The following is a 20,820-nucleotide window of genomic DNA, read 5'->3' as shown; positions in this document are numbered from 1 at the left end:
GATTTGCACAAATAAGATGGAGAAGCGATTCGTATTTTCTGGATAAGCCTGCGTGACTACTCTAAAAATTGAAACCCACTCCATTGATTCGCCAAAATTGATAAATAGGTGAAATTTCTGGTGAATTTATATTTCTTTTTCAAGAGCAACTAGCTATTAAATTATTAATGATAGCGTTTCTGGAGTAAATATGCATTTAACCAATGATTAGGTTCCCAATCTTTAAAATATATTTTTTATTGCTTATCAAGCAGATATTAAAAAATAAATAAGAAAATTCTGCATTTTCAAATTAGCACTATAATTTTTCTTGAAAATAAAGTGGATTTACTTTAGGAGCGGGGACAGTGATCATTAACCAGCAGCGATTGCGTTACTTCAATGCCGTATTTACACATAGAGAAATTTGTAAAGCCGCGGAAAGTATGAGTACAAGCGCATCCGTTATTAAGCACCAGATAAAGATTTTAGAAAAAGAGATAGGATACAAATTATTCGAGTATCGCCAGGATGGAGTAGCGCCAACTTATGTAGCTGAGTTATTGCTTGAATATTACCGCCAGAGCTGCGATGCACGGATGGCCTTTGAGGTTGGTTTACAAGAGCTAGGCGATATACGGGAAAGTAATATTCATCTTGCTATACCGGCTATCTTTGTGCATGTCTTTATGGATATATTTGATGAATTTCGTCTTCGATATCCCGGCGTGCATCTACAGATTGAAGAAATATTTGAAACCACAAAGATAATCGACCAAATACTGAGCGATACTGCTGATATAGGGATAGCCGATGTTTTCCAAGAATCCCCGGATATTCAACATTATGCGCATGTGCCTTTCCCTTTATATCTTCTAGTAGGCAAAAACCATCCGTTGGCGGGTAAGCGCAAAGTCACTTTCTCGGAGGCAGTAAGCTATCCAGTTTCGCTGCCCGCTTCGGGAATATTACGACAAAAGATACAAGCGGTAGCGCAATCAGAAAGCGTTCAACTTTGTTCTTCATCATTTGTAAGTAACTCAACAACAGCCCGTAAAATATTTGCGTCTACTAGCCCTGGTGCCGTGTTTATGTCCGCTTTTTCTGCACGTGAAGAAATTGAGGCAGGGACGCTTATTGCGCTGGAAGTGACTCACCCGGCTTTTCAATCTAGCAAGATGGCTTTACTTACCAAGCGTGGCAACCCCATTTTTCCGGCCACGGATCACTTACTTAGATTACTCAAAGCAAGATTATCCGTTTTTACTTTCTCGCCAGAGGTGGATAATAATTCGTCAATTCCACTCGGAGCATCAAATGCAGAGTAAAAATCTACCTCGCAATAATCTAAGACTTTGTAGATCAAAATTCGTTGTTCAACCTAAGGACATTCTATGTTAAATCCTATCTCCAGCTCGGCTATTCAATCCCCTGTTGCAAAGCAAGAATTTCCAATTTCTTCTTTATCAGCTGCTATTAACTCTGAAAGGTCATCTATTATAAAAGTAGGCAGCGATGTTACTGGCTCTAGTTATTCTCCAAATGGTTGCTGGCTAGCTGTTAGCACAAGGGGCAACGAAGTTAAGCTGTACGAAACCGCGACCTTAAAATTAGTAAACACGTTTACCGGACATAATAATTACGTGAATAGTGTGCATTTTTCGCCATCAGGAAAAATATTAGCATCGGGAGGTGATGATGGTACGGTCAAACTATGGAACATAGAAAATGGAACAGAGATTTGTACGCTAACAGGCCATAGCGACAGAGTGATGAGCGTGCATTTTTCGCCATCAGGAGAAATATTAGCGTCGGGAAGTGATGATAAAACTATCAAGCTATGGAATGTAAAAACGAGAGAAGAGATTTGTACGCTTAAAGGACATAGCGATTTCGTGAGCAGTATACATTTTTCGCCATCAGGAAAAGTATTAGCATCGGCAAGCTGGGATAAAACGGTGAAACTGTGGAATATAGAAACTAAAAAAGAGATTTTTACGCTTGAAGGGCATAGAGGTAGAGTGAATAGCGTAAATATTTCACCATCAGAAAAAGTAGTGGCATCAGCAAGTCTAGATACGACAGTGAAACTATGGAATATAGTAACTGGAAAAGAAATTTTTACTCTTGAAGGGCATAGTGATGAGGTAAATAGCGTATGTTTTTCGCCATTACAAGCAATATTGGCATCGGGAAGTGATGATAAAGCGGTGAAGCTATGGGATGTAGCAACTGGAAAAGAGATTGCTATGTTTACAGGGCATAGCGAATTTGTGCTAAATGTCAATTTTTCAGCATCAGGAAAAGTATTAGCGTCAGGAGGAGATGATCACATGCTCAATCAATGTGCAATCGATAAGCTCGAGGCTGAGGCATATAATCATGCATCTCAAAAAGTGACAAACATGACTGACTATGCCTAGTCTAAGGTCTCTAATCGGCTAAAATAGCCTGCCCTTTTAATATAACCCCCAAAGTTCACTACCCTTACTTTTTTGGGGTTTTCACCCGAATTGGCAGGCTTTCCACACATTTAGATAAAGTACATTGCTTTTGGGCTACTCTTAAAGCTGAATGTAAAGTATTCAGGAGAAAACGCTCGTTAACTCCCGCTGGGCGAGTCACTGTATTTGCTATAACGCTGCAACTGCCTATAAAAATCTTTCAATCCAAGCGCTTGCTCGCGCCACTGCAAGCAGGCGCTAGCGTTGTAGGCATTGATTGCTGCAATCTCAGTAAGCGAAATGTGGGCGGGTTCTCGGTCAGACTGGGCGGCAGGTCTGGCAGATTCATCGGTAAAAGCGGCGTTGTAGTGGCGCACGAAGCCAACGTTAACGCCAAAATGGGTAGCATCCGCTTGCGTAACATAGACGGGTATTTCCTTAATAAGTGTGTCGCCTTTTTCTTTGATAATTTTGATGCGGTCGCGGTATTGAATCTCAATGCGAGTAGCGAGTTTGTACTGCGCTTGTGTAAGTTTGGCGTGCGCTATAGCAAGCTGCGCTTTATAGTGCACCAATGCTGAGTGTTCTTTTTGAATACGCGGCCCATAATAAAAAGAACCCGCACACCACACACCTAGGCTGAATGCAGCCATTGCAAGGCCCAATAATCGGGGCCGTGGTGTTATCCAATCAATCCACATCTTGATTCGGATGTTTGTTAAACCAGCGCTGTACGATCAACTCGAGATAAGATTGTCCAAGAATCCCCAAAGCTGCGCCTAGGCCAGTGATTGCCATTAAGGGCAATTCAGGGAATAGCATCAGGACCGAGCTAGCAGCGATGCTCAGCCCCGCCCCTACAATGATGCGTCCAATAATAAGCCGAGCGGTGATTTTCTCGCCACCTGTGAGCAATTTTCCAATTGCGATAGCGGCACCTATTGCGGCCAGGGTTACTATCGTTCGATTTTGTTCTTGAAGATCCATATTTTTCTCATAAAAAACATATGCGGTCGGTACACGGTCAGCCATCATTGCCTCGTTCTGTATCTCACTTTCCCCTCATGCTTTTCCGGTGTGTATCATTTTTGCCAGGCGTTGCGCTCGTTGGCCAACTTGTTTTGCCCATTTCGAGGCAAGCATACCGTTAGCCGCTGCCGCATAATCAGCGCCTTGCATCGCGGTTAATGTGTCAACGAAAGTAAGGAGTTTCCCGCCCAGATTGAAGGCCATATTGATTAAGACGCGCTGCCGTACCGCATCTAAAGTCCTCCACCAGGGGAGAGCGTGATCGAGCCACGTCAGCGTTCTTTCTATATCGTTTTCTAAAAGAGTGGTGCATTCGCTATAAGAAATACCGATATCACTCAAATTGCGTCCTACGCCAATCGTCATTTTTCCGACGGTATCCAGATAAGGCTTGAGGCGCTGTCCTTCATCACGTTTCAGCTCTAATGTAAGCGCCGCCTTGTCAAAGGTTTCGGCCATATTTTTTTAAGGTTAGGTAGTCAACAAAAAAACCCAGCTTGAGGCTGGGTTCATGCTTGCATAGGCTAATATCGAATCATGGCCAGTAGCGCAATATTGCGTGGGCGGGTTTCGTTCTCGGCAGTACCGCCAGGGTTAGGTGTACCCGCTTCTTCCTTAGGCGCGTTATGGTTATGTGATTCAGTGGCTTCAGTTTGCCAACTGCCCGTGAACGCTCCACCACCACCGTGTCCTGGCCCCCGGTAAGGTACTCGAGTCATGTCAGATTGCCAACTGCCAATATGCCGCCCTTGATCTATCCCGCGCCCATCGTCCCAACACCGAATAAATTCACCTCGCAAGTCTGGAATGCGAAAGGTACTGACTCCATCGCCGGATGAAAAACAGCCATATTTGTCTTTGTGCCATTCTGCTTCATCGACTAGTGCGCCGCTCGCCAAAGTATATTCCCAGAGGTTGGAATAGGTCTTTCGGTCAATTTCCGCTCCATCGCATTTGAGATAGCCTACGCGTGCGTTGGTGCGCGCTTCAAACACAATTTGTCCAACATGGTGTGATGATGTGGCTATCGCTTGTTTAACGCGTAGCGGTGTCATAATGGTTTTGTTGTCTATGCCTTCAACGGCTTCTCTTTCTGAGGCAATTGCGAAGGCAATAGAGACATCTATGACTTGTGCAACGCGGAGCGGCGTCATAATGGAGTGGTTATCGGTGCCGTCTACAGCTTGCTCTACGGAAGCAATCGCTGACACGACACGCATCCATTTTTCAGGGTCGCTGGGTGCAGTGGTGTTGTGATCCCCTAAAGATTCGTACAGGTTCCAGGGCTCTGTTTCGTTTGTGCGATAGCGTACGCGTGCGCCTTGCGCATAGGGGAAAGATTCGCCGTCATTATCGGCTGCACTCACCCATTCAGGCGTGCCACACGCTTGATATTGCTGCAATACGTCGGTAATGTCGTGCAATATGGCGTTAAGCTTCGTGCGTTCGATGGGTTTGGCGAGTGGGTCGATTGCTTGGTCGCGCTGATAATCATAGCCATACCCTTGTTCATAGCTCACATCGCCTGTAATTTGGGTGTCGTTGGGGACGGCTTCCCGATCACCGAGTATGGCAAAGGGTTTAGTAAAGAATTTTTGTTGCATACTGCACTCCGAAAATGTGTAACGCCATAAAAAAATAAATACATCCTTCTTTTCTTTCTTATGCCGTTTCATTTTCCTTGTATTAGGCATGTCCCCCTTTTAATTAAAATTAAGTCATTTCAGCGAAGCTGATGAATGCTGCCTCTTGGAGCGTGGCTCATGCTTTATCTAAAGTGGGGAAGATCGCTTGTGGATAGCCGTGCGCATCGGCAGCAATACGTGCGCCTTGCGCATTAGCAGTGATTAAGGTTTGATGTGTCTGAGGCGTGATCTCAACCCTATCAGCAGGTAGCGTAACGTGTACGTCGCTATCGTAAAAGCCGCCGGTTGTTGCTGAGTAATACAGTGTCATTGCCTGATCTCCTGCTTATTTTTAATGGCCAATCGCAAACCAGCTGATATTCCCGGGATAGTAATTGCCCTCGTGAGTAACAGCGGCTGCAAAAAATTTAGTTTGATCTCGAATACTGTAATAAAGGCTAGACGCAGGTGTTGTGTCAATAAGGCTAAGCTGAACCGTGAATACTGCATTTGGAAAACTCAGTGGGAACCAAAGTTCACTGCCATGCGCATCTAGTACCGCATTATTCCATTGCAAAATCAGGCCATTCGGTAGCACTTGATAATTCGGCTTGAGCTCTGGAAAAGTCCGCTCTTCTCGACGCACATACCGGCTATCGCCTTGCTGAGGATTCAGGTAGCGTGTATCTGCCTCTTCCAGTTTCAGATAGTGGGTATCCACATAATCCGTGCGTGCATAATTTGACGTCACAAATTGTTGCGTTGCATAGGCCTGCGCCACCCGTAACGGTGTCATGATCGTGCTGTTGTCGGTTCCTGCAAGGGCTTGCTCTTGAGAGGCGACCTCAGACACCCTACGCGCCCATTTCTTCGTATTGCTGGGTGTTGCGGTGTTGTTATCGATCAAAGATTCGTATATTTCCCAAGGGTCGGTATCTTTTGTTCGATAGCGCACCCGTGCGCATTTTGCATAGGGATAGGCTTTGCCCTCGTTATCCGTTTTCGTAATCCATTCAGGCGTACCGTCTACCTGATATTGCTGTAGCGCCTGAGTCATATCGTGCAATATCGCGTTGAGCTTGCTGCGCTCAATGGGTTTAGCGAGCGGATCGATCGCTTGGTCGCGTTGATAATCGTACCCATAGCCTTGTTCATAGCTCACGTCGCCGGTAATTTGGGTGTTGTTTGGCACGCTTTCGCGGTCGCCTGCCGCTGCAAATGGTTTTATGAAGAATTTTTGTTGCATTGCTCCTCCCAACTTTGCCCCCCAAAAAAAAGCCCTCCTAGAGGGCTTTTTCAATGAGGCTTATTGAATAATTATTTTTATTTAACTTTTTATATATCTTGTGTTACTGCTTTAGTTTTTTGTGCAAGAAGTTGGCGAAGTAAATTATTAGTTTCTTCCTGCCCCTTATTTACATGAGTAAGGGTGGTTTCTAATCCACTAATCTTCTGATCTTGCCGCTTAATGATCTCCTCCAACTCTTCAATCTTTTTCGCTTGTTCTGGGTTAGGAGGCGTATTTGGATGTGAGCTGGACGTGGAACCTACTAGGGTGGTGGCTTGGGAGTCGTTGGAAGAGTTGGAGTTTAAGGAAGTGGTCGAGGTTTTACGTTCTCTTAGGAAAGGAGCTACCGAGCGCTTTAAATCTTGAAGTTCTAAATTATTCTTTTTTACTTCGCCAATCAACTCACCTAATGATGTCTGTAACTCTGCATTACCTTCAAGAATAGCTGCAGTATTATCTTGGATCGGTTTATTAAATTGATACATTGCTGCAAAAGTTGCAGGCTTATTTGCCACATCAGGAATTCTTCCACTCCCACCACTATTCATTTTTTTTGCCTTTTTCAATAAATCTAATACGGGTCTAAAGACGTTTTTGTTCAGTTCTATTCGCTCTTCTGTAAGCTGCGTAATTTTTTCAGTAGGCGCAAATTTTGATAAATTTAAAACCAGATACAATAAAACGATGCAGGAGCCTATTCCCCCCGCGGCTAAAGGAAGAAAAGCCAATACGGATTTTGCTCCCAAAACATACGCTATTACCGTACCCAACCCCCCTAATAAACCCGGTATCGCCGTTAATATAAAGGAAGCCCGCTCTAATAGACCTGGCTTGGGCGGGGTGTTTTCGTCAAGAGCGAGAAATCTTTCAGTCTGCTCTAAGTGCTTTTCTATCAGGTCTTGCACCACCCAGATATTAAGGACATGCACAGAAATACTATCGTGAACTTGCTCTAATAAAATCGTAGTAAATTCTTCGGGCAACAGGACCATTTCTTGATTTTCTGTCTCACCGGATAAAGCAGTGAGGACGGGTTCTGTAATCCAGTCTATTTCATTCTTTATGTGGTGCACATCCTTGCAAATCTGATGAAGAGCAATTAATAGCTTGCTCGCCTGTTCCATCTCCGCTTTAAGAGCAGTGCTTTCATCGGCAGAAAGAAACTGGTTTTTGGCCCAAGAAGTATGAACCGCTTTATTGCATTTTTCAAACCGCTTAAAAGCATCGCTCAGTGTATCGCGTAATATGTCATGCGCATGAATATCCAATTCAGTGTCAAAAAGTACATTGATACCATTAAGATCAAATGCAATTTTTGATGCCTCTTCATTCGTAGGCTCTGGAAAAGAAAATAAATCTACGGCCCCTTCGACTACCTCATATTCTAGATGGTCTAATTCTGCACGCTCGATAAGCGTTCCTTCGCTATACGTATTATTTCTACTGCCTATCGAGGATGCGCTACTACCTGCACTGACGGGGTTTTCCTCATAGGAAGCCGCTTTTTTTTCAGATATCGTCTTTGCTTCAATAGGGGGATGCGCAATAGTACATGCCGTATTAATACGCATCATTATGCAAAACTCCCTTTTCTCTAGAAGCACGGCGAACGCAAATCTTATGACTCAGTCCGATCCTATACTCTGTAAGTAAGGTTCGTACACCCGATATTGGCCTGAATATTTTGTTCAGGGAGGGGTATCTAAATCATGGGTACCGTTGCATAGCGCTTATCTTAAAAATGTTCCATGCTCAAAATTTTTGTTCTGCATACCAAAACCAAATGAAGGCCGAGTGGTAATAATTCGGCGCACGCCTACCCCTGCTGGGCGTGGTAATAGGTCGTAATGATCGAGCACGAATGTCAGCCCCGAGCTCGGCTGATACGTGAATACATAAATAACGTAGCTCATATCGTGCGTATCCAACACGTAGACCGGCCCTTGATCGCCCAATAGCACTTTCATAAATTGGTTAATTTCAGGGATCGTACCGCGTGAGACGAGCTGAAAGTAGCGCAGCCGTAATACGGTACGTTTTTGTTCTAGCGTCAGTTTGACCGTTGAGGAAGATTGACTTCCGAAACTGCCATGCCCGAAATTTTTATTAACAGCACCAAAACCAAATACGGGTGTGCCTGACTGGGTCGGGTCTACCGTGACGCTCAACGGTACACCCAGTAAGGCAGACCAAATCGAAAGCCCAAAATCGTTTGCGGTACGTAAATCAAAAATATCCCGTATCCAGTTTTCCCAGAATTCCGTATGGTTTTGCGCGTACCACGCTTGTTTATGCTCAAGCAGGCCCTGTAGATTATCGGCATCGTTGTATTGCCATAGCAGCGCCTGCAATAGATCGATGGAAAAATCGAACGATTGGATTTTCATAGTACGACCACTTGAATAGCCGAAGGCGTGATAAATGCCTTTTCCCAAATGTTGAGCGCAATTTCAGTTGTTACGTATTCAACCGGCTCAAGGTTAGAAACTTCTAATTTCTGTACATAAATACCTGGCACACCACGGTTAACCGCAGCAGCAAGCTCAAATGGGGAGACACTCGTACCCAATCTAAAACCCTTGTCATTTTCGAGCTGGTTTTCGGAATAGGTCGTAATTGCCTGACGCACGGCATTTTGTGGGTCGGTAATGGACGCGTCAGTATGTACTGTTACACATACTAGAAAATAGCGAGGGGTTGGCCGATCAAATAACACGCTGTATGCCTGCCCTGAAGCGGCGTTGATAGCTTGGAGAGCCACCGCGCCATTCCAACCCGCGCCCGCGCTCTTATGTTTCAACAGTGCTTGTGCAATATCGGTATCCGTTCCTCCATCGATGCATACCCAGATTGAGTGAGGTTTGAGCAACAAACCATCTATCCTTTGAGCTGTACTATCGACATTTTCTCGAAATTGCAGACTTCGCACGCCCTCTATGACAGACAGCGAAGAGGTGATGGCTTCCGAAAGTGCAATACCTTGCAAAGCAAGCGTGCGCTTACGCTGCATACGTAAACTTTCGTCGGATTGTTCAGTTTGACCAAGGCTTGCATTCTCTCGGTTATAGACGGTTTCCCAGCCAAGCACGTTATCGACAATATGCACCAGCGTGCCTGCCGACGCTGCAATCGGGCCATATTCAACGGAACTAAAATCTACCTTTCCCGTTCCATCTTGAGATAGCCGAGTTTCTCGAATAGTTTTAAATAAATCTCCGGCTTGCGTGCGCGCTCGCGCGCCTTTGCGAATCAAGGTATGCGGAACACCTGTAACGTTTACATTTGCAATGGTCGAATGAGTCTTTTTAGCGCGCTCTAGTCCAGTTAATGCGCATATGGCATCTAGAAATACCCCGCCTGCTTGGTTGGGGTTTATCTGGTTGGCCAGGGCGGCATTGTTGCGAATAACGGCATTACGCCCCAGCGTATCCGCAGTCATTAACACCCCTTGCGGCGTTTCTGCCTCAACGGACAAATCATTGCCGAATACGCTGCGCCATTCGTTTTGTATGGTTTCTAATACGGTAGAGGTATCCGGCACAATTACGCCGGTACGTGTCAAATAATCATAAGGCTTAGCCATAGTTCGCCAGATCGGTCAGGCCGAAAACGGTTTTAATGGTTGCGTGATAGCGCAATGTGTCGTTAACAATAGCCACTTCAAAGGTTGGAATATCGATCACCTCATCAACTGCGCGCAGTGTTTGGCGAGCAGTCGATTCAAATTGCGCTAGATTGGTGTGGTGCCAGACGACTTCACACAGAGGCATCCCCCGATCTAAGGCAAGCACCATTTCGCCCAATTGGGCCTGCATCGCGTGCTGACAGTTTTGTTTGATGGCTTCGATTCCACGTACTACCGCCAACATGCCATCAGCACCGATATAGAGGTCATTACGTTGATTAGTTGCAAGGCTTTTCAAACTGGCCCCCCGCTTATGTCAATGCCGCTACGAACGCCGTTATGGCAGTGACTCTCAGCAGGCGTGTCTCCAAAGGTCACGCCGCCGCGTCCAATCACACGGCCAGACGTAGTGAAATTGCCAGTGCAATTCACCTCTGCTGCCTGCAACTCAATAGTCGGTGCAGTTATTTTGATCTTGTCTGATGAAAGAGAAATACGTACTGCGCCATTCGTGCTTTGTAGCACCGCATTAGTGGCGTCTTCCTCAGCCAGCGTGTAATGACACATCACATGGGGGATGAACAAACCATCTGAAAATGAATGCAAGCGTTGTGTGTTGGGTCCTGCTTCTGCGCCGGATTGCAGATAAAGGGAAATATCTCGATCATTGGCTTTAATCGAGCCAGTGTCCCCTGGTTTGAGGGGAAAACTTAACAAAAAATCACCGCCACCCAGGGCCAAAACAGGTACGCTTACAAGCAATGGGCGCGATACGGTCCCGTTCTCCGTCGTCAATACCCTAATTTGGGGCTGCACGGTGGCGACGTTACGCTTGCGGTCGTACGTTACGATCTTCGCCGGCAACATATCATCGACACCTTGCATGAATTTTTTAAACACTTCGCGCAAAGTACCCGCTAATCCGCCTGCATTTGCGGGATCATGGCTTGGTATGGCATGTTCATTCATGCATGTATTCCTCTATGTATAAATCTGAATATCCCTGCGTCAGCTTGGCTAACCTTCATTAATATCTTGCTCTACATTTTTGTAAGACCGAACTCGAGCTTATGCTGCGTCATAAATGCGCAATTAGTAATGAAAACGTATATACTTTGTTAGTACAAAGTTACAGAGGAGTTCCGATCATGTCGAAGCAAGCCGTTTTCACGATGAAACTAGAGCCAGAGTTGCGTGCCGCGTTTACTGCTGAAGCCGATGCCGCCCACCGGCCAGCATCGCAAGTGCTGCGTGATCTAATGCGCGAATTTATTCAACGTCAGTGCGAAGCGCGGGAATATGATGCATTCCTGCGGCAAAAGGTCGAAGTGGGCCGGGCGTCGATGCGGGATGGACAAGGTCGCTCCAATGAAGAGGTTGAAGCCGAATTTGCCTTACGCCGCACGCGTGCAACAAACTAGACATGAAACTTTTTTGGACGCCAGAGGCGCAACAGGACCGTAGAGAAATTTGGGATTACATTGCAGTCGATAACCCGCGGGCAGCAGTTAAGATGGATGAACGGTTCAGTGAGGCGGCTAGTAATTTAGCTCAGTACCCAATGCTCGGCCAACTGGGTAAGATAATCGGTACTCGTGAACTCATCCCACATGATAGCTATCGTCTTGTGTATGAAATTGTGGGTGAAACAATATGGATATTGGCATTGGTCCATACGGCCCGCCATTGGCCGCCTGCGCATAAATGAGGGAGAAGAATTGCCGCCCTAGTCAACGCGAATCTATACGTTTCGCCTCAGCAATCCAATAAAACGGCGTATCGCGATTCGCAATCTCAAAATGCAATTTAAAGATGACGTAATGGCCCGATGCAGCGGGGTTGAGTTTGCTCTCAATGGTCAATGCGCCGCCTAGATGCGTTGTCGTATCTAAAAGATATTTCACTTTGACGCCGTATTCAGTGAGTTCGGGAATGCCAATCATCCCTGTGAACTCGCTTATTAGACGTGCTTCGCTGCGTAATGGGGTATGGCTATTTTTTACGACTAATGTTTGGTCATCCACGAAAGCGTTCACGCCGCCCACTTCGCCTAACCGCTCGATTTGCTTAAGCGCGCAGCCCGTAAAAGCATAGTTAGCGATATGCTTATCTATCGCTTCAAAACGCAATGCCAGCCCAAGATCGTCTGCAATCTGTTGTGCAATGGTGAAAAGCGGGACTTTTGCCGCTTGGCTGCGGACGATGATGTTGCCCTTTTGAAACTGTCCAGTCGAAGCTTTAAATATCAGTGTGATATCGGGTGGCTGCGACGGTATGCAGCTTGAAATATCACCGATAAACACCAGCGATAAGCCTGTAGAACGGCGGCCTGCATAAAGCATGATGCGCTTGGGGGTGCGATTTCTGTTAAATGGACTGGTCTCTGTAAGCAGATATTCACGGTCTGGTTTTGATAAGTTCGCTACCCGAATATCGGCCTCATTTTGCAACGCATTCGCGAATTTAGTACCGCTGGCGCTAATCGTTAGGTTGTCATAGGTCGTTAACTTACCGTTGACCTCGATGCCAATACGAACAATGCGCGGATCGAGTTCATTCATGGACGGCTTTCAACTCTGCACGGCTCACATATAACAAAGCGTGGGTACTCTCAAATTTTGTATAGTCTGGATATTCGCCGTTCTCAGTGTCAAATATGAAATTTCCACTGTCACCTTCCTTATAGCTTGGTAACAGCAGCGCCCTAGGATGACATCGCAGGCCTTGTACAAGCACAATTTCATCGCGGGTAATGGTGGCGGCCATTACACCCGCCGTCGCCTGTATCGTGATCTCGTAGCGGCGATCCTCTAACCGAATGGATAGCGATTGATTTGGAATCGCATCGAGTGGAATTTGAATCATCGTAGATTGGCAGCTTGATTAAGTCATTGAGATATTTGCGATTGGGCAGGGCAGCTCATGCTGACTTTCTAAGGTCGATTTGACCAGTCACTGCTGCGGTAATAAAGGCAGAACGGCGTTCTTTGAGTAGGGCGATGCTTTGCTCAGTTTTTTCTATAAGTGAATCAATGCGAGCAGTTTCCTCATTAATTGCGTTAGTGATATTTATCTGCTCTTCGGGTGAGGGAACGAGTACAGGCAATCTTTTCACATCTTCGAACTTCAATGATTGCCTTAATCCTCCGCCCATTGCATAAAATACTTTAAAAAGGTCATATGACCGCATTAGCCATGCCAAGTAAGTTGACCCAAGGCCATGAGGTTTAACGGCCATATATGCAGAGGTAATTATCCCTCTCTGTGTAACTTCGGCAGAACGCAAGCTTCTTTTGTCATTCTGTAAATCAGTAAACCTGAACATAATCTCACCAGGCTCTACAATTTGATACGTTTCGTAGGATTCTGGTATCAGTCCCATATTCCTGTTTTCTGGCTTCTTGATGATCCGACCAAAGCTCAACGACAGGATATGAGTTTCAATTAAACCTGTATTCTTTCTGTTAAGTTCGGACACCAATACGAAGAATGGCTTTATTTCCCAATGCTCTGGCACCTGCCCAATCCACTTAACGCCTGAATCCTTGTACGCGGGATACGGTTTGTACTGGCTCATTCGCTTGCCACCTCCGCCAGTAATGCTGCAATCTCTGCTTCAACGTGCTTCAATTCGGCGTCAATATCATGCAGCTTGCACGGTGGCTGGTACTGGTAGAAGAAGCGGTTGAAGTTGATCTCGTAGCCGACACGGCCAATTCCCTTGTCTTTGTGGTCGCAAAACGTCTCATCAATGTAAGCACCCGGTAGATGCGGCAGCACTTCACGCGCAAAGTAGCCTTGGATACTTTCGGTTATCGGCACGTTTTCGTAATCTGTCAGTTCCGGATCGGCCACTATCTCCCCGTTGTCATCTCGCACCGGCTCCCCATTCGGGTCGTGCTGGCTGAAGGCACTGATTAGCGCTTTGACGAATGTCTTATCTATCTTAATGATCTGACCAACGGCTAGAGCCGATTGCATCGTTTCAATCGTGAAGGTGTCTATCCAGGCAAAGGGATGCACCGAGCCAACGTGCTTTTGCAAGGCGATTTCCCAGATTGCTTTATGTTCGGCTGACAGTGTTTGCCATGCCTTATTTTCCTTCAGTTTGTTTAGATTGGGCCCATTAATGTGTAAAGACATTCGGAGCGGACGCAGTACTTTAATGCGGCGATAACCAAAGATTGGGTAATCAACTATCCGAGAGCGCTCGCTATTTTCGGCAGCGGCGTACAGGTCGACAATCTGACGACGTTGATCGTCATTGATAATCCGGCGTTTTTTACCTTCGTTTTTGGTGGAAACCCAAAGGTCGGCGACATTGATCAACTGCACTTTGTGTTGGCGGTTGGTAGGTTTTTTGTTGGACAAAATCCAAAGGTAAGTGCTGATGCTTGTGCGGAAAAAAATGTCCGATGGTAAAGCCACAATGGCTTCTACTAAATCATTTTCCAGAAGCCAGCGGCGAATTTCGGATTCGCCAGAACCCGCCCCGCCGTTGAAGAGCGGAGAGCCGGACAAAATAATGGCAGCACGGCCACCACCGTTTTTGGGTAATTCCAGCTTGCTAACTACATGCATCAGAAACAGCATCGCCCCGTCATTAGTGCGTGGCAGGCCAGGGCCAAAGCGACCGTCATAGCCTTTTTCTTTGTGCTCGCGGGTGATTGCCGCTTGATCTTTCCCCCACTTTTTACCAAATGGCGGGTTAGAGAGACAGTAATGGAAGCGTACGTTGGCAAATTGATCGTTGGAAAGCGTACTGCCAAATTTGATGTTTTTCGATAAATCCCGCCCAGGGTCAGATTTCAGTCTGCGCAATAGCATATTAGTCAAACAAACTGCATGGGTTTCTGGTTCGAGTTCTTGTCCATGTGGAATGAGAATAGGCGGCATTTTGAAGGGATTGCTGTAATCTGCAACATGGTTCATTGCATCGGTTAAGAAGCCACCTGTGCCGCAAGTTGGGTCATATAGAGTACGAATCAGGCCAGGACTAGATTCGAACAAAGCGTTATCCGGGTCAAGTAGCATCGCAGTCGCCAGATGCACCAGATCGCGGGGAGTCATGAAGTCTTCGGCCCCCTCATTCACTGCCACGCCAACATAGCTGATAAGGTATTCGTAGAGGTTACTCATAGCCCGATCTAGCACCACTTCTGGATGAAGATCAATATTGGCGAAGTTCTGGCAAATTTTGAATAGAATCCCGGCTTTTTCTAGCCGGATGATGGTATTGGAGAAGTCGAACTGCTCAAAAATAATCCGGGCGTTGTCCGAGAAATGGGCGATATAGTCCTGGAGGTGCTGGCAGGTCTGCGTGCTGCCGAGATTGTTCAACGTGTGCTTAGAGGTATTGTAGAAAGGGTAGCCCGTGGTTTGAGGTAAGATCAAATTTAAGTCAAGCGCTTCATCTTTGAGGCTGGCGTACTTGTCGTAGACCGCTCCTCGCGTCGGCTCTAAAACGCATTCAAGACGGCGAAGAAGCGTAAACGGCAAGATGATCTTGCCAAAATCGGCGCGTTTAAAATCCCCCCAAAGATCTTCTGCGTTTTTCCAGATGAAATTTGCTAGTGAGGCAGCTGAATTTGCTGTTCTTGCCATTTAGTTCTCCAACCAAGTTTTGCTCAAAATCTTGCACAAAAAAATTTCGTCATTTAAATACGTAGCTGAGGCCACAACCTTAGAAGGCATATAGCCCATTAAAATAAAAGGCTGTGAAGCGTCGATTGTTTTTTTATGGGTTTTCCCGATTGCTCGCCACGTTGCACGGTCGAGGCATGGGATTTATTTCTCACCTTTTGAGGGGGCAAGTCTTCGTATTGTGCTTTTACTAATAAAACTTCTTTCAGCCTAAGTGAGAGCATGATTGAGTCGAAAATATCCGGGTCTTCCTCGTGCGGCATGTCCGCGATCAACATATTGGGATAGCGGCCCGCCTTGGTTTGCACGCTGAAAACCTGTCCATTTAGATAGGCTTCTCGGATTTGTGCATAGGTGTTTCGATATGCGGTAGAGGGCAGCATCATCGATAGCTCAATTTCGACCGGCAAAATAATACGGTGATCGGTAATTGTTGCGCCCGATTCAATCGGGTGCTCCATCGTCTTGGATGCCTCTTTAACCGTGGCTTTTATCGGCCTCGCATCAACAAAACACTGCGCAAAGCTATCATCGAACAAGCCGACTACATCGATAGCAGCCGTGGGGAAGAATCCGGCAATCACGCGACAACCCCATCATCAAAATGGTGTAATGTCGTACTCAGTTCGCGCTCTAATCCTTTGCTGAGTTCCTGTTTGATAGCCGCACCATCAGATGCTTGCGTATGAATAGTGATCGGTCCCGTCTGTACGCTGGTGTTTTTGCTCACGTTGCGGTTTGCCTGCATGATGCTGTTCGAGGTCTGCGCGGAGAGAGGGATTGAAGTGAGCGCCAGTGCCTGCTGACCGGCCATAAAACTGCCGTTTTGCGCATTCGCAGCCTGGCTGATACCAAAAAAAGATTTGACCTTATCTATTGCGTGGCCAATAACCTTCACGCCTTGCGAGGCGGTGCCAATAGCCCTATCGATGGCGGCGGTGATACCACCCCACACCGACTGTACGATATTCCCTACCTGAGTGAATACACCCCCTATCGCGCCTATGCTCGATGTGAGCGCGGGTATCTTATTAAGCAGTGTATTAAATGTAGCCTGTACGGTTGCGGAGAAACGCTCGAGTGCTTTCTCTGGTTTATGGATAAGGTCTACGATCAAAGTTAGCCCTGCTTTTACCAGCTCGAATAAGAACAAGAAAACATGCGCCACTGTACGCACGACTTCGCCCAATAACGACCAACGTTTGGTGAATTCTCCGATCAGGGAATCATGGCCATCCAGGAAATGCATCACATCTTCGTAGGCCAGTGCAAATACAGCGCCTACTGCGGCAATCGCGGCACTTAGTAAGAGATAGGGGCCTACAAGCGCCAACGTAGCGGAGGCGGCTTTCAGAACGGCGGGTAAATATAGGGTGGTGAGCACCGCAGCCAGTCCAATAAAAAATCCCTTTACCAAGTCCTGGTGCTGCGCGAGATAGCTTGTGAGGGCTTCGAATTGCTTAAGCAGCCACGTTAGAGCAGGCATAACAGTAACGGCCATCGTCGTGAATAGATATCTAAACACCTGCCCCAGGTTATCTAATGCCACTTTGTTCTTTTCTAGTTGCTCGGTATATTGTTTGGTGATTTGCGCATCGGCTTTGTTAAGTACGCCTAACGCTTTATGTTGCTTAATTTGATCTTCAATGGCGCGTTGGCCTTTTTGTAATAGGGTAATGGTTGCGGCATCTAGCCCCATTTTCTTACCCAATTCCGTAGACTCTATTTTGCTGAGCGGCTCAAAGGATTGGGCGATATCGAGCAGTAACTGCGGCGTGGTTTTGAGGGTGCCATTCACATTACGGAAATGCACGCCGAGTTGTTGCAGTAATGGGCCGATCTCCCCTTTGCCTGTTTTAGCAAAGTCATGGAGTTTTTCGTTAAGGTCGATAAGCGACTGCCTAAATACGGTGCCGCTCCCTCCCGCCCGTCTGGCTGCCTCGCTCCATGCCTGCAGCGTATCGAACTCTACCTTTAGCGCGTTAGCGCTTTTGCTGATTTCGCTCGCGTTTGCCACCGCATGGGCGACACCAGAAACCAATGCACCTACTGACAGCACACCTGCTAGTGCGCTTGTTGCCACGCCGATCAAAGATTGAAAGGATTTGCCTAGTTGCGTCGTAGCCAGATTGGCGTGCTGGATTTTCCTTTCCAGTTTGTCGGTTGCGGTTTCGGCCTCTTGCGCGCCTTTTTTAACGGCCTGGGCGTCCGCCTCAAAGAGAATATAGAACGTTTCTAGGATGCTCATTGCGTGGTCCTTTTGAGTGCTTCTACCGCGAGCCATTCGTTATATCGCGGAATGGCGATGCTCTCCCATAGAATCAAAGCGTCTTCTAAGGTGTAGAGGGTTCGGAGTTCATGGAGGGTGGCGCGTCCTTCGGAAAGTATTGCCCCAACCAACCCATCAACGTTTTGGTAATCCACGCTGCCGCCTTGCCCTCGACACCGCCCAAGAAATTTGAGATCTTTCCTATTGACAAAAAAGAGGTGTTGTAATCCATCATATGGAACTCGATTTTCATCAATGTTTCGTAGTCGGGTACATGATTGTTCACGAGTGCATGAGTCGATAAACACAACGGACCGTTATCGGCTGGCACCGCGACAAAGCCCATAATCTTGAGCATAAGGGCTTCGTTGATTTTGTAATCTCCGAGTTTAGGGACTGCGCTAATCGGGTATTGCGATACGATCTCACGGCCTGCGATGGCGGGGAATTTTGACAAAATATACGTGCGATCTTCGCCTGCCATGGTCTTTATCGTGATTTCTTTGGGTTCAAGTAGGGTGCTCATAGGGTTCCTATGCGGTTTTCAAATACAAAAGTGTAGGGTTTGCTTTTCATCCTCCCGGCGCTGGCTACGCTGTTTGCTGTCATGCCGCCAGTTATGACGCCATTCGTAAAAGTCATCGTGCTCTGATCTGGATAGGTCGCCACCATCGTAATCACATCCCGCGTGATTATTTTTCCGCTACCTGCGCGGTTCCTTTCAAGCAATCTCGCCATATTTTTATCGCCGTCGCTATTCGCAAGCAGGTTGAGCGTGATAGAAATGGGACTGGGTTTGGACCAGGCAATTAAATGTCCATTCAGGCCCATCGCCGTATCTTTAATTTGGATGCTGGGAATATCGAACGGATCGCCATCGTCTGCAAATTCGGTCACCGTAAAGCCGATTGGAAAAGTCACTGTTGCAAGGACCTGTACACTCAGACCAAAGCCAGAGATATTATTCATCGTCACTCCTTAAATTAGATCAGCACATGCGCGCCTTCCACTTTGCGGATAGCGTCGTTTTTGCTATAGATGAGGGTGTAAACGGCTTTGTATTCAGTGCGGCTATCTTCAGTAACAACAGGCTCCATTACACAATCGAGCCAATAACCAATAGTTTGTACTTGTTGCCAGGCGTTATCATTGCCGGTCATCCTGGTGATATACAGTTGCTGTGTGGGTTTTAAGGGTTTTAAATCTTCGCTTACGCTAATCGTGCCATTGATCAGCGCTTGATTAATGACACTTTGCAATGTCGCAATCAGTTGTCCGCGTCCTTGGGCATTGGCTGACACGTTCGCAAGCGACATCAACAATTCCATAATCGCGCTACCAGCCGCATCATTGAGCCATTGTTCATTGGCGTAGGCATTCATATCTGTTGGCGCGCTTGCACCGCCCATCAACACGCCACGTTGATAAAGGTCCAGCATCTGACCGCCTTTTTGTGTGCGACCGTAATAATTGATACGTAAGGCATCTAGACGGGCCGAATCTGTGGGTTCTGTCACGCTAGGCGTGAGCGCTGCCGACTGAAACATATAACTTTGCGTCGCGTTGCGGCGGCTGTAATCCGTTGCCGCTAGAATCATCATGGGAAGTTGCTCGGGGTATTCATGAGCGGCCCCTGCAAGCGTTAAACCCGTTCCGGCATAGTTCTTTAGTGCTTCGTAATAATCAAAGGCATCTTTTGATAGGACGCTTGCTTGAAACTGGTACATCACGTTCTGCGCAGCGTTCCATGTTGCCGCCTCGACAATCTCATCTTTTGATAGCGTAGGCATGAACGCGAAAGAGCCAAAGTTGTTAGATTTGTCTGTTGAGATAGTCAATACCTCGCTTACGCTTTCAACCAAGGCACCGTCCGCAAAGATGGCGTGCTCGTTCCAGCCGAGCATGTGGTTAATCGTTCCTTCTGAAATGGCGATTTTTGCGTTAGCGGATGCGTTCGTTGTCGTGAAATTAAATCGACTGTTCACCGCATCGAAAGCCACAACAGCATCCGCCCATAACGGGCCAGTGCCTGCCTCGCGAATGCCAGCTTGTACGACGGCGGCCACATCGCTATGGCTAATGATGTTTTCAAACGATAGATTTTTAACAATGTGGGTATCTGCTCCGAGTGTGAGCGTAAGCGCCCCCGCTTTGACTTCTTTAAATGCGGCTAAAGTGGTGGTGATGGCGGCCCCAAAAATCATAGGTGGCGTTTCCGTATTCACCCAACGCGCAAAACTGATTTTCTGAGGACTCGTGATATTTTTTGATATCCAACTGAAATAAAACATAGCCCGAAGATATTCCTCGGAAAGCGTACCGAAATACTCCCTCACACCGTCTGCACTATCAAATTCGATAATGGATTTAGGTGGTAGCAATGTATTCGTGGTAAAAAATCGCCCGATCAGGTCGCGCCGCCGTACACCAGTTGCCGCCCCTACGCCAGAAGTAATGTCTACATATTTAGAAAAGGGAATCGCCATAACTATTTCCTTAAGTGCGATACAGATTAGATTCAAACGTTTGCACCATCGGCACGCTACTTTTAAGCGTGCGCGAATGGGTCAACGTAAAATCAAAAGAGGGACTGGCCGCGAACTGGTCTCGGTCGTCGACAAAGTAAATCTGGCGTAGGTCTTGCACACGGTAAATACCTATTTTGTGTGCTTGCAATGTTTGGCGGGTTGCGTCGCTTTGTAAGATGATGGCAACCAGATTTAATAAGTCTGAAGCAGTTGGCAAATAAGGTTGATCAGGATTTTGAGGGGCCAGTGCATTGAGCTGAAACGTAGTCTCTATTAGGACAGCCTCAAGATGAATAAACGCTTTGGCGTCTTGATCCCATATGCTTTTACGCTGAGGGTAGCCATAGCGGTAATCGCCGAGCTTATGCAGTAAAATCATTGGGCTACTTG

At 46.8% G+C, this 20,820-nt stretch carries 25 protein-coding genes; 4 read left to right on the top strand and 21 right to left on the bottom strand.

The window, feature by feature from the left end:
- The first annotated feature begins 347 nt into the window (after positions 1-347).
- Positions 348-1,307, top strand: coding sequence for a LysR family transcriptional regulator (locus KMZ15_RS05275; RefSeq protein ID WP_223691314.1), 960 nt, complete (start codon positions 348-350; stop codon positions 1,305-1,307).
- Positions 1,308-1,373: 66 nt separating this feature from the next.
- On the top strand, positions 1,374-2,402 hold the full coding sequence (locus KMZ15_RS05270) for a WD40 repeat domain-containing protein (protein WP_223691312.1): 1,029 nt from the start codon (positions 1,374-1,376) through the stop codon (positions 2,400-2,402).
- Between the two features lie 179 nt (positions 2,403-2,581).
- On the opposite strand, the gene KMZ15_RS05265 is transcribed toward KMZ15_RS05270, so the two are convergent.
- The 11 genes from KMZ15_RS05265 to KMZ15_RS05215 form a co-directional block, all read right to left on the bottom strand.
- Positions 2,582-3,076, bottom strand: coding sequence for a hypothetical protein (locus tag KMZ15_RS05265; protein ID WP_223691302.1), 495 nt, complete (start codon positions 3,074-3,076; stop codon positions 2,582-2,584).
- A 37-nt stretch (positions 3,077-3,113) separates the two neighbouring features.
- Entirely contained in the window at positions 3,114-3,410 is a 297-nt protein-coding gene (locus tag KMZ15_RS05260) for a phage holin family protein (RefSeq protein ID WP_223691300.1), read from the bottom strand.
- 75 nt (positions 3,411-3,485) lie between these two features.
- Positions 3,486-3,911, bottom strand: a complete 426-nt coding sequence (locus KMZ15_RS05255; protein ID WP_223691298.1) for a glycoside hydrolase family protein — start codon at positions 3,909-3,911, stop codon at positions 3,486-3,488.
- Positions 3,912-3,976: 65 nt separating this feature from the next.
- The gene (locus tag KMZ15_RS05250) at positions 3,977-5,056 is read right to left on the bottom strand and encodes a phage tail protein (RefSeq protein WP_223691293.1); all 1,080 of its coding nucleotides are present in this window, start codon (positions 5,054-5,056) and stop codon (positions 3,977-3,979) included.
- A 157-nt stretch (positions 5,057-5,213) separates the two neighbouring features.
- Positions 5,214-5,408, bottom strand: coding sequence for a hypothetical protein (locus KMZ15_RS05245; protein WP_223691291.1), 195 nt, complete (start codon positions 5,406-5,408; stop codon positions 5,214-5,216).
- A 21-nt stretch (positions 5,409-5,429) separates the two neighbouring features.
- Entirely contained in the window at positions 5,430-6,323 is an 894-nt protein-coding gene (locus tag KMZ15_RS05240) for a hypothetical protein (protein ID WP_223691289.1), read from the bottom strand.
- 89 nt (positions 6,324-6,412) lie between these two features.
- On the bottom strand, positions 6,413-7,939 hold the full coding sequence (locus KMZ15_RS05235; RefSeq protein ID WP_223691287.1) for a hypothetical protein: 1,527 nt from the start codon (positions 7,937-7,939) through the stop codon (positions 6,413-6,415).
- A gap of 156 nt (positions 7,940-8,095) precedes the next feature.
- On the bottom strand, positions 8,096-8,752 hold the full coding sequence (locus tag KMZ15_RS05230) for a DUF2612 domain-containing protein (RefSeq protein ID WP_223691285.1): 657 nt from the start codon (positions 8,750-8,752) through the stop codon (positions 8,096-8,098).
- The gene (locus KMZ15_RS05225) at positions 8,749-9,948 is read right to left on the bottom strand and encodes a baseplate J/gp47 family protein (RefSeq protein ID WP_223691283.1); all 1,200 of its coding nucleotides are present in this window, start codon (positions 9,946-9,948) and stop codon (positions 8,749-8,751) included. The genes KMZ15_RS05230 and KMZ15_RS05225 overlap by 4 nt, the downstream gene beginning before the upstream one ends.
- Positions 9,941-10,288: a hypothetical protein gene (locus tag KMZ15_RS05220; RefSeq protein ID WP_223691282.1), complete on the bottom strand. Its 348-nt coding sequence runs from the start codon at positions 10,286-10,288 to the stop codon at positions 9,941-9,943. Before KMZ15_RS05220 ends, KMZ15_RS05225 begins: the two co-directional genes overlap by 8 nt.
- Complete coding sequence (locus tag KMZ15_RS05215) at positions 10,285-10,959, bottom strand: Gp138 family membrane-puncturing spike protein (RefSeq protein ID WP_223691281.1); 675 nt, start codon at positions 10,957-10,959, stop codon at positions 10,285-10,287. Before KMZ15_RS05215 ends, KMZ15_RS05220 begins: the two co-directional genes overlap by 4 nt.
- Positions 10,960-11,138: 179 nt before the next feature.
- Here KMZ15_RS05215 and KMZ15_RS05210 point away from each other — a divergent pair, with 179 nt between their 5' ends.
- Complete coding sequence (locus tag KMZ15_RS05210) at positions 11,139-11,411, top strand: antitoxin of toxin-antitoxin stability system (RefSeq protein ID WP_223691279.1); 273 nt, start codon at positions 11,139-11,141, stop codon at positions 11,409-11,411.
- A 2-nt stretch (positions 11,412-11,413) separates the two neighbouring features.
- Complete coding sequence (locus KMZ15_RS05205; RefSeq protein ID WP_223691277.1) at positions 11,414-11,698, top strand: type II toxin-antitoxin system RelE/ParE family toxin; 285 nt, start codon at positions 11,414-11,416, stop codon at positions 11,696-11,698.
- A 22-nt stretch (positions 11,699-11,720) separates the two neighbouring features.
- On the opposite strand, the gene KMZ15_RS05200 is transcribed toward KMZ15_RS05205, so the two are convergent.
- From KMZ15_RS05200 to KMZ15_RS05155, 10 genes are all read right to left on the bottom strand, one after another.
- Positions 11,721-12,551: a hypothetical protein gene (locus KMZ15_RS05200; protein WP_223691275.1), complete on the bottom strand. Its 831-nt coding sequence runs from the start codon at positions 12,549-12,551 to the stop codon at positions 11,721-11,723.
- Positions 12,544-12,855, bottom strand: coding sequence for a hypothetical protein (locus tag KMZ15_RS05195; RefSeq protein WP_223691269.1), 312 nt, complete (start codon positions 12,853-12,855; stop codon positions 12,544-12,546). Before KMZ15_RS05195 ends, KMZ15_RS05200 begins: the two co-directional genes overlap by 8 nt.
- Before the next feature lie 55 nt (positions 12,856-12,910).
- Positions 12,911-13,567: a hypothetical protein gene (locus tag KMZ15_RS05190; protein ID WP_223691268.1), complete on the bottom strand. Its 657-nt coding sequence runs from the start codon at positions 13,565-13,567 to the stop codon at positions 12,911-12,913.
- Complete coding sequence (locus tag KMZ15_RS05185) at positions 13,564-15,594, bottom strand: class I SAM-dependent DNA methyltransferase (protein WP_223691267.1); 2,031 nt, start codon at positions 15,592-15,594, stop codon at positions 13,564-13,566. Before KMZ15_RS05185 ends, KMZ15_RS05190 begins: the two co-directional genes overlap by 4 nt.
- Before the next feature lie 98 nt (positions 15,595-15,692).
- Positions 15,693-16,217, bottom strand: a complete 525-nt coding sequence (locus KMZ15_RS05180; protein WP_223691266.1) for a phage baseplate protein — start codon at positions 16,215-16,217, stop codon at positions 15,693-15,695.
- On the bottom strand, positions 16,214-17,881 hold the full coding sequence (locus tag KMZ15_RS05175) for a hypothetical protein (RefSeq protein ID WP_223691264.1): 1,668 nt from the start codon (positions 17,879-17,881) through the stop codon (positions 16,214-16,216). Before KMZ15_RS05175 ends, KMZ15_RS05180 begins: the two co-directional genes overlap by 4 nt.
- Before the next feature lie 85 nt (positions 17,882-17,966).
- Positions 17,967-18,428 (bottom strand): hypothetical protein, encoded by a 462-nt coding sequence (locus KMZ15_RS05170; protein ID WP_223691262.1) that lies wholly within the window; start codon positions 18,426-18,428, stop codon positions 17,967-17,969.
- Complete coding sequence (locus tag KMZ15_RS05165) at positions 18,425-18,871, bottom strand: hypothetical protein (protein WP_223691260.1); 447 nt, start codon at positions 18,869-18,871, stop codon at positions 18,425-18,427. The genes KMZ15_RS05170 and KMZ15_RS05165 overlap by 4 nt, the downstream gene beginning before the upstream one ends.
- Positions 18,872-18,885: 14 nt before the next feature.
- Complete coding sequence (locus KMZ15_RS05160; protein ID WP_223691258.1) at positions 18,886-20,388, bottom strand: DUF3383 domain-containing protein; 1,503 nt, start codon at positions 20,386-20,388, stop codon at positions 18,886-18,888.
- A 10-nt stretch (positions 20,389-20,398) separates the two neighbouring features.
- Positions 20,399-20,809, bottom strand: coding sequence for a hypothetical protein (locus tag KMZ15_RS05155; RefSeq protein ID WP_223691256.1), 411 nt, complete (start codon positions 20,807-20,809; stop codon positions 20,399-20,401).
- Positions 20,810-20,820: the final 11 nt, after the last annotated feature.

The sequence above is a fragment of the Mycoavidus sp. HKI genome (assembly GCF_020023735.2).
GTDB lineage: Bacteria > Pseudomonadota > Gammaproteobacteria > Burkholderiales > Burkholderiaceae > Mycoavidus.
Note: the sequence above shows the minus strand (reverse complement) of the source record. Positions and strands in the feature narration are given on the sequence as shown.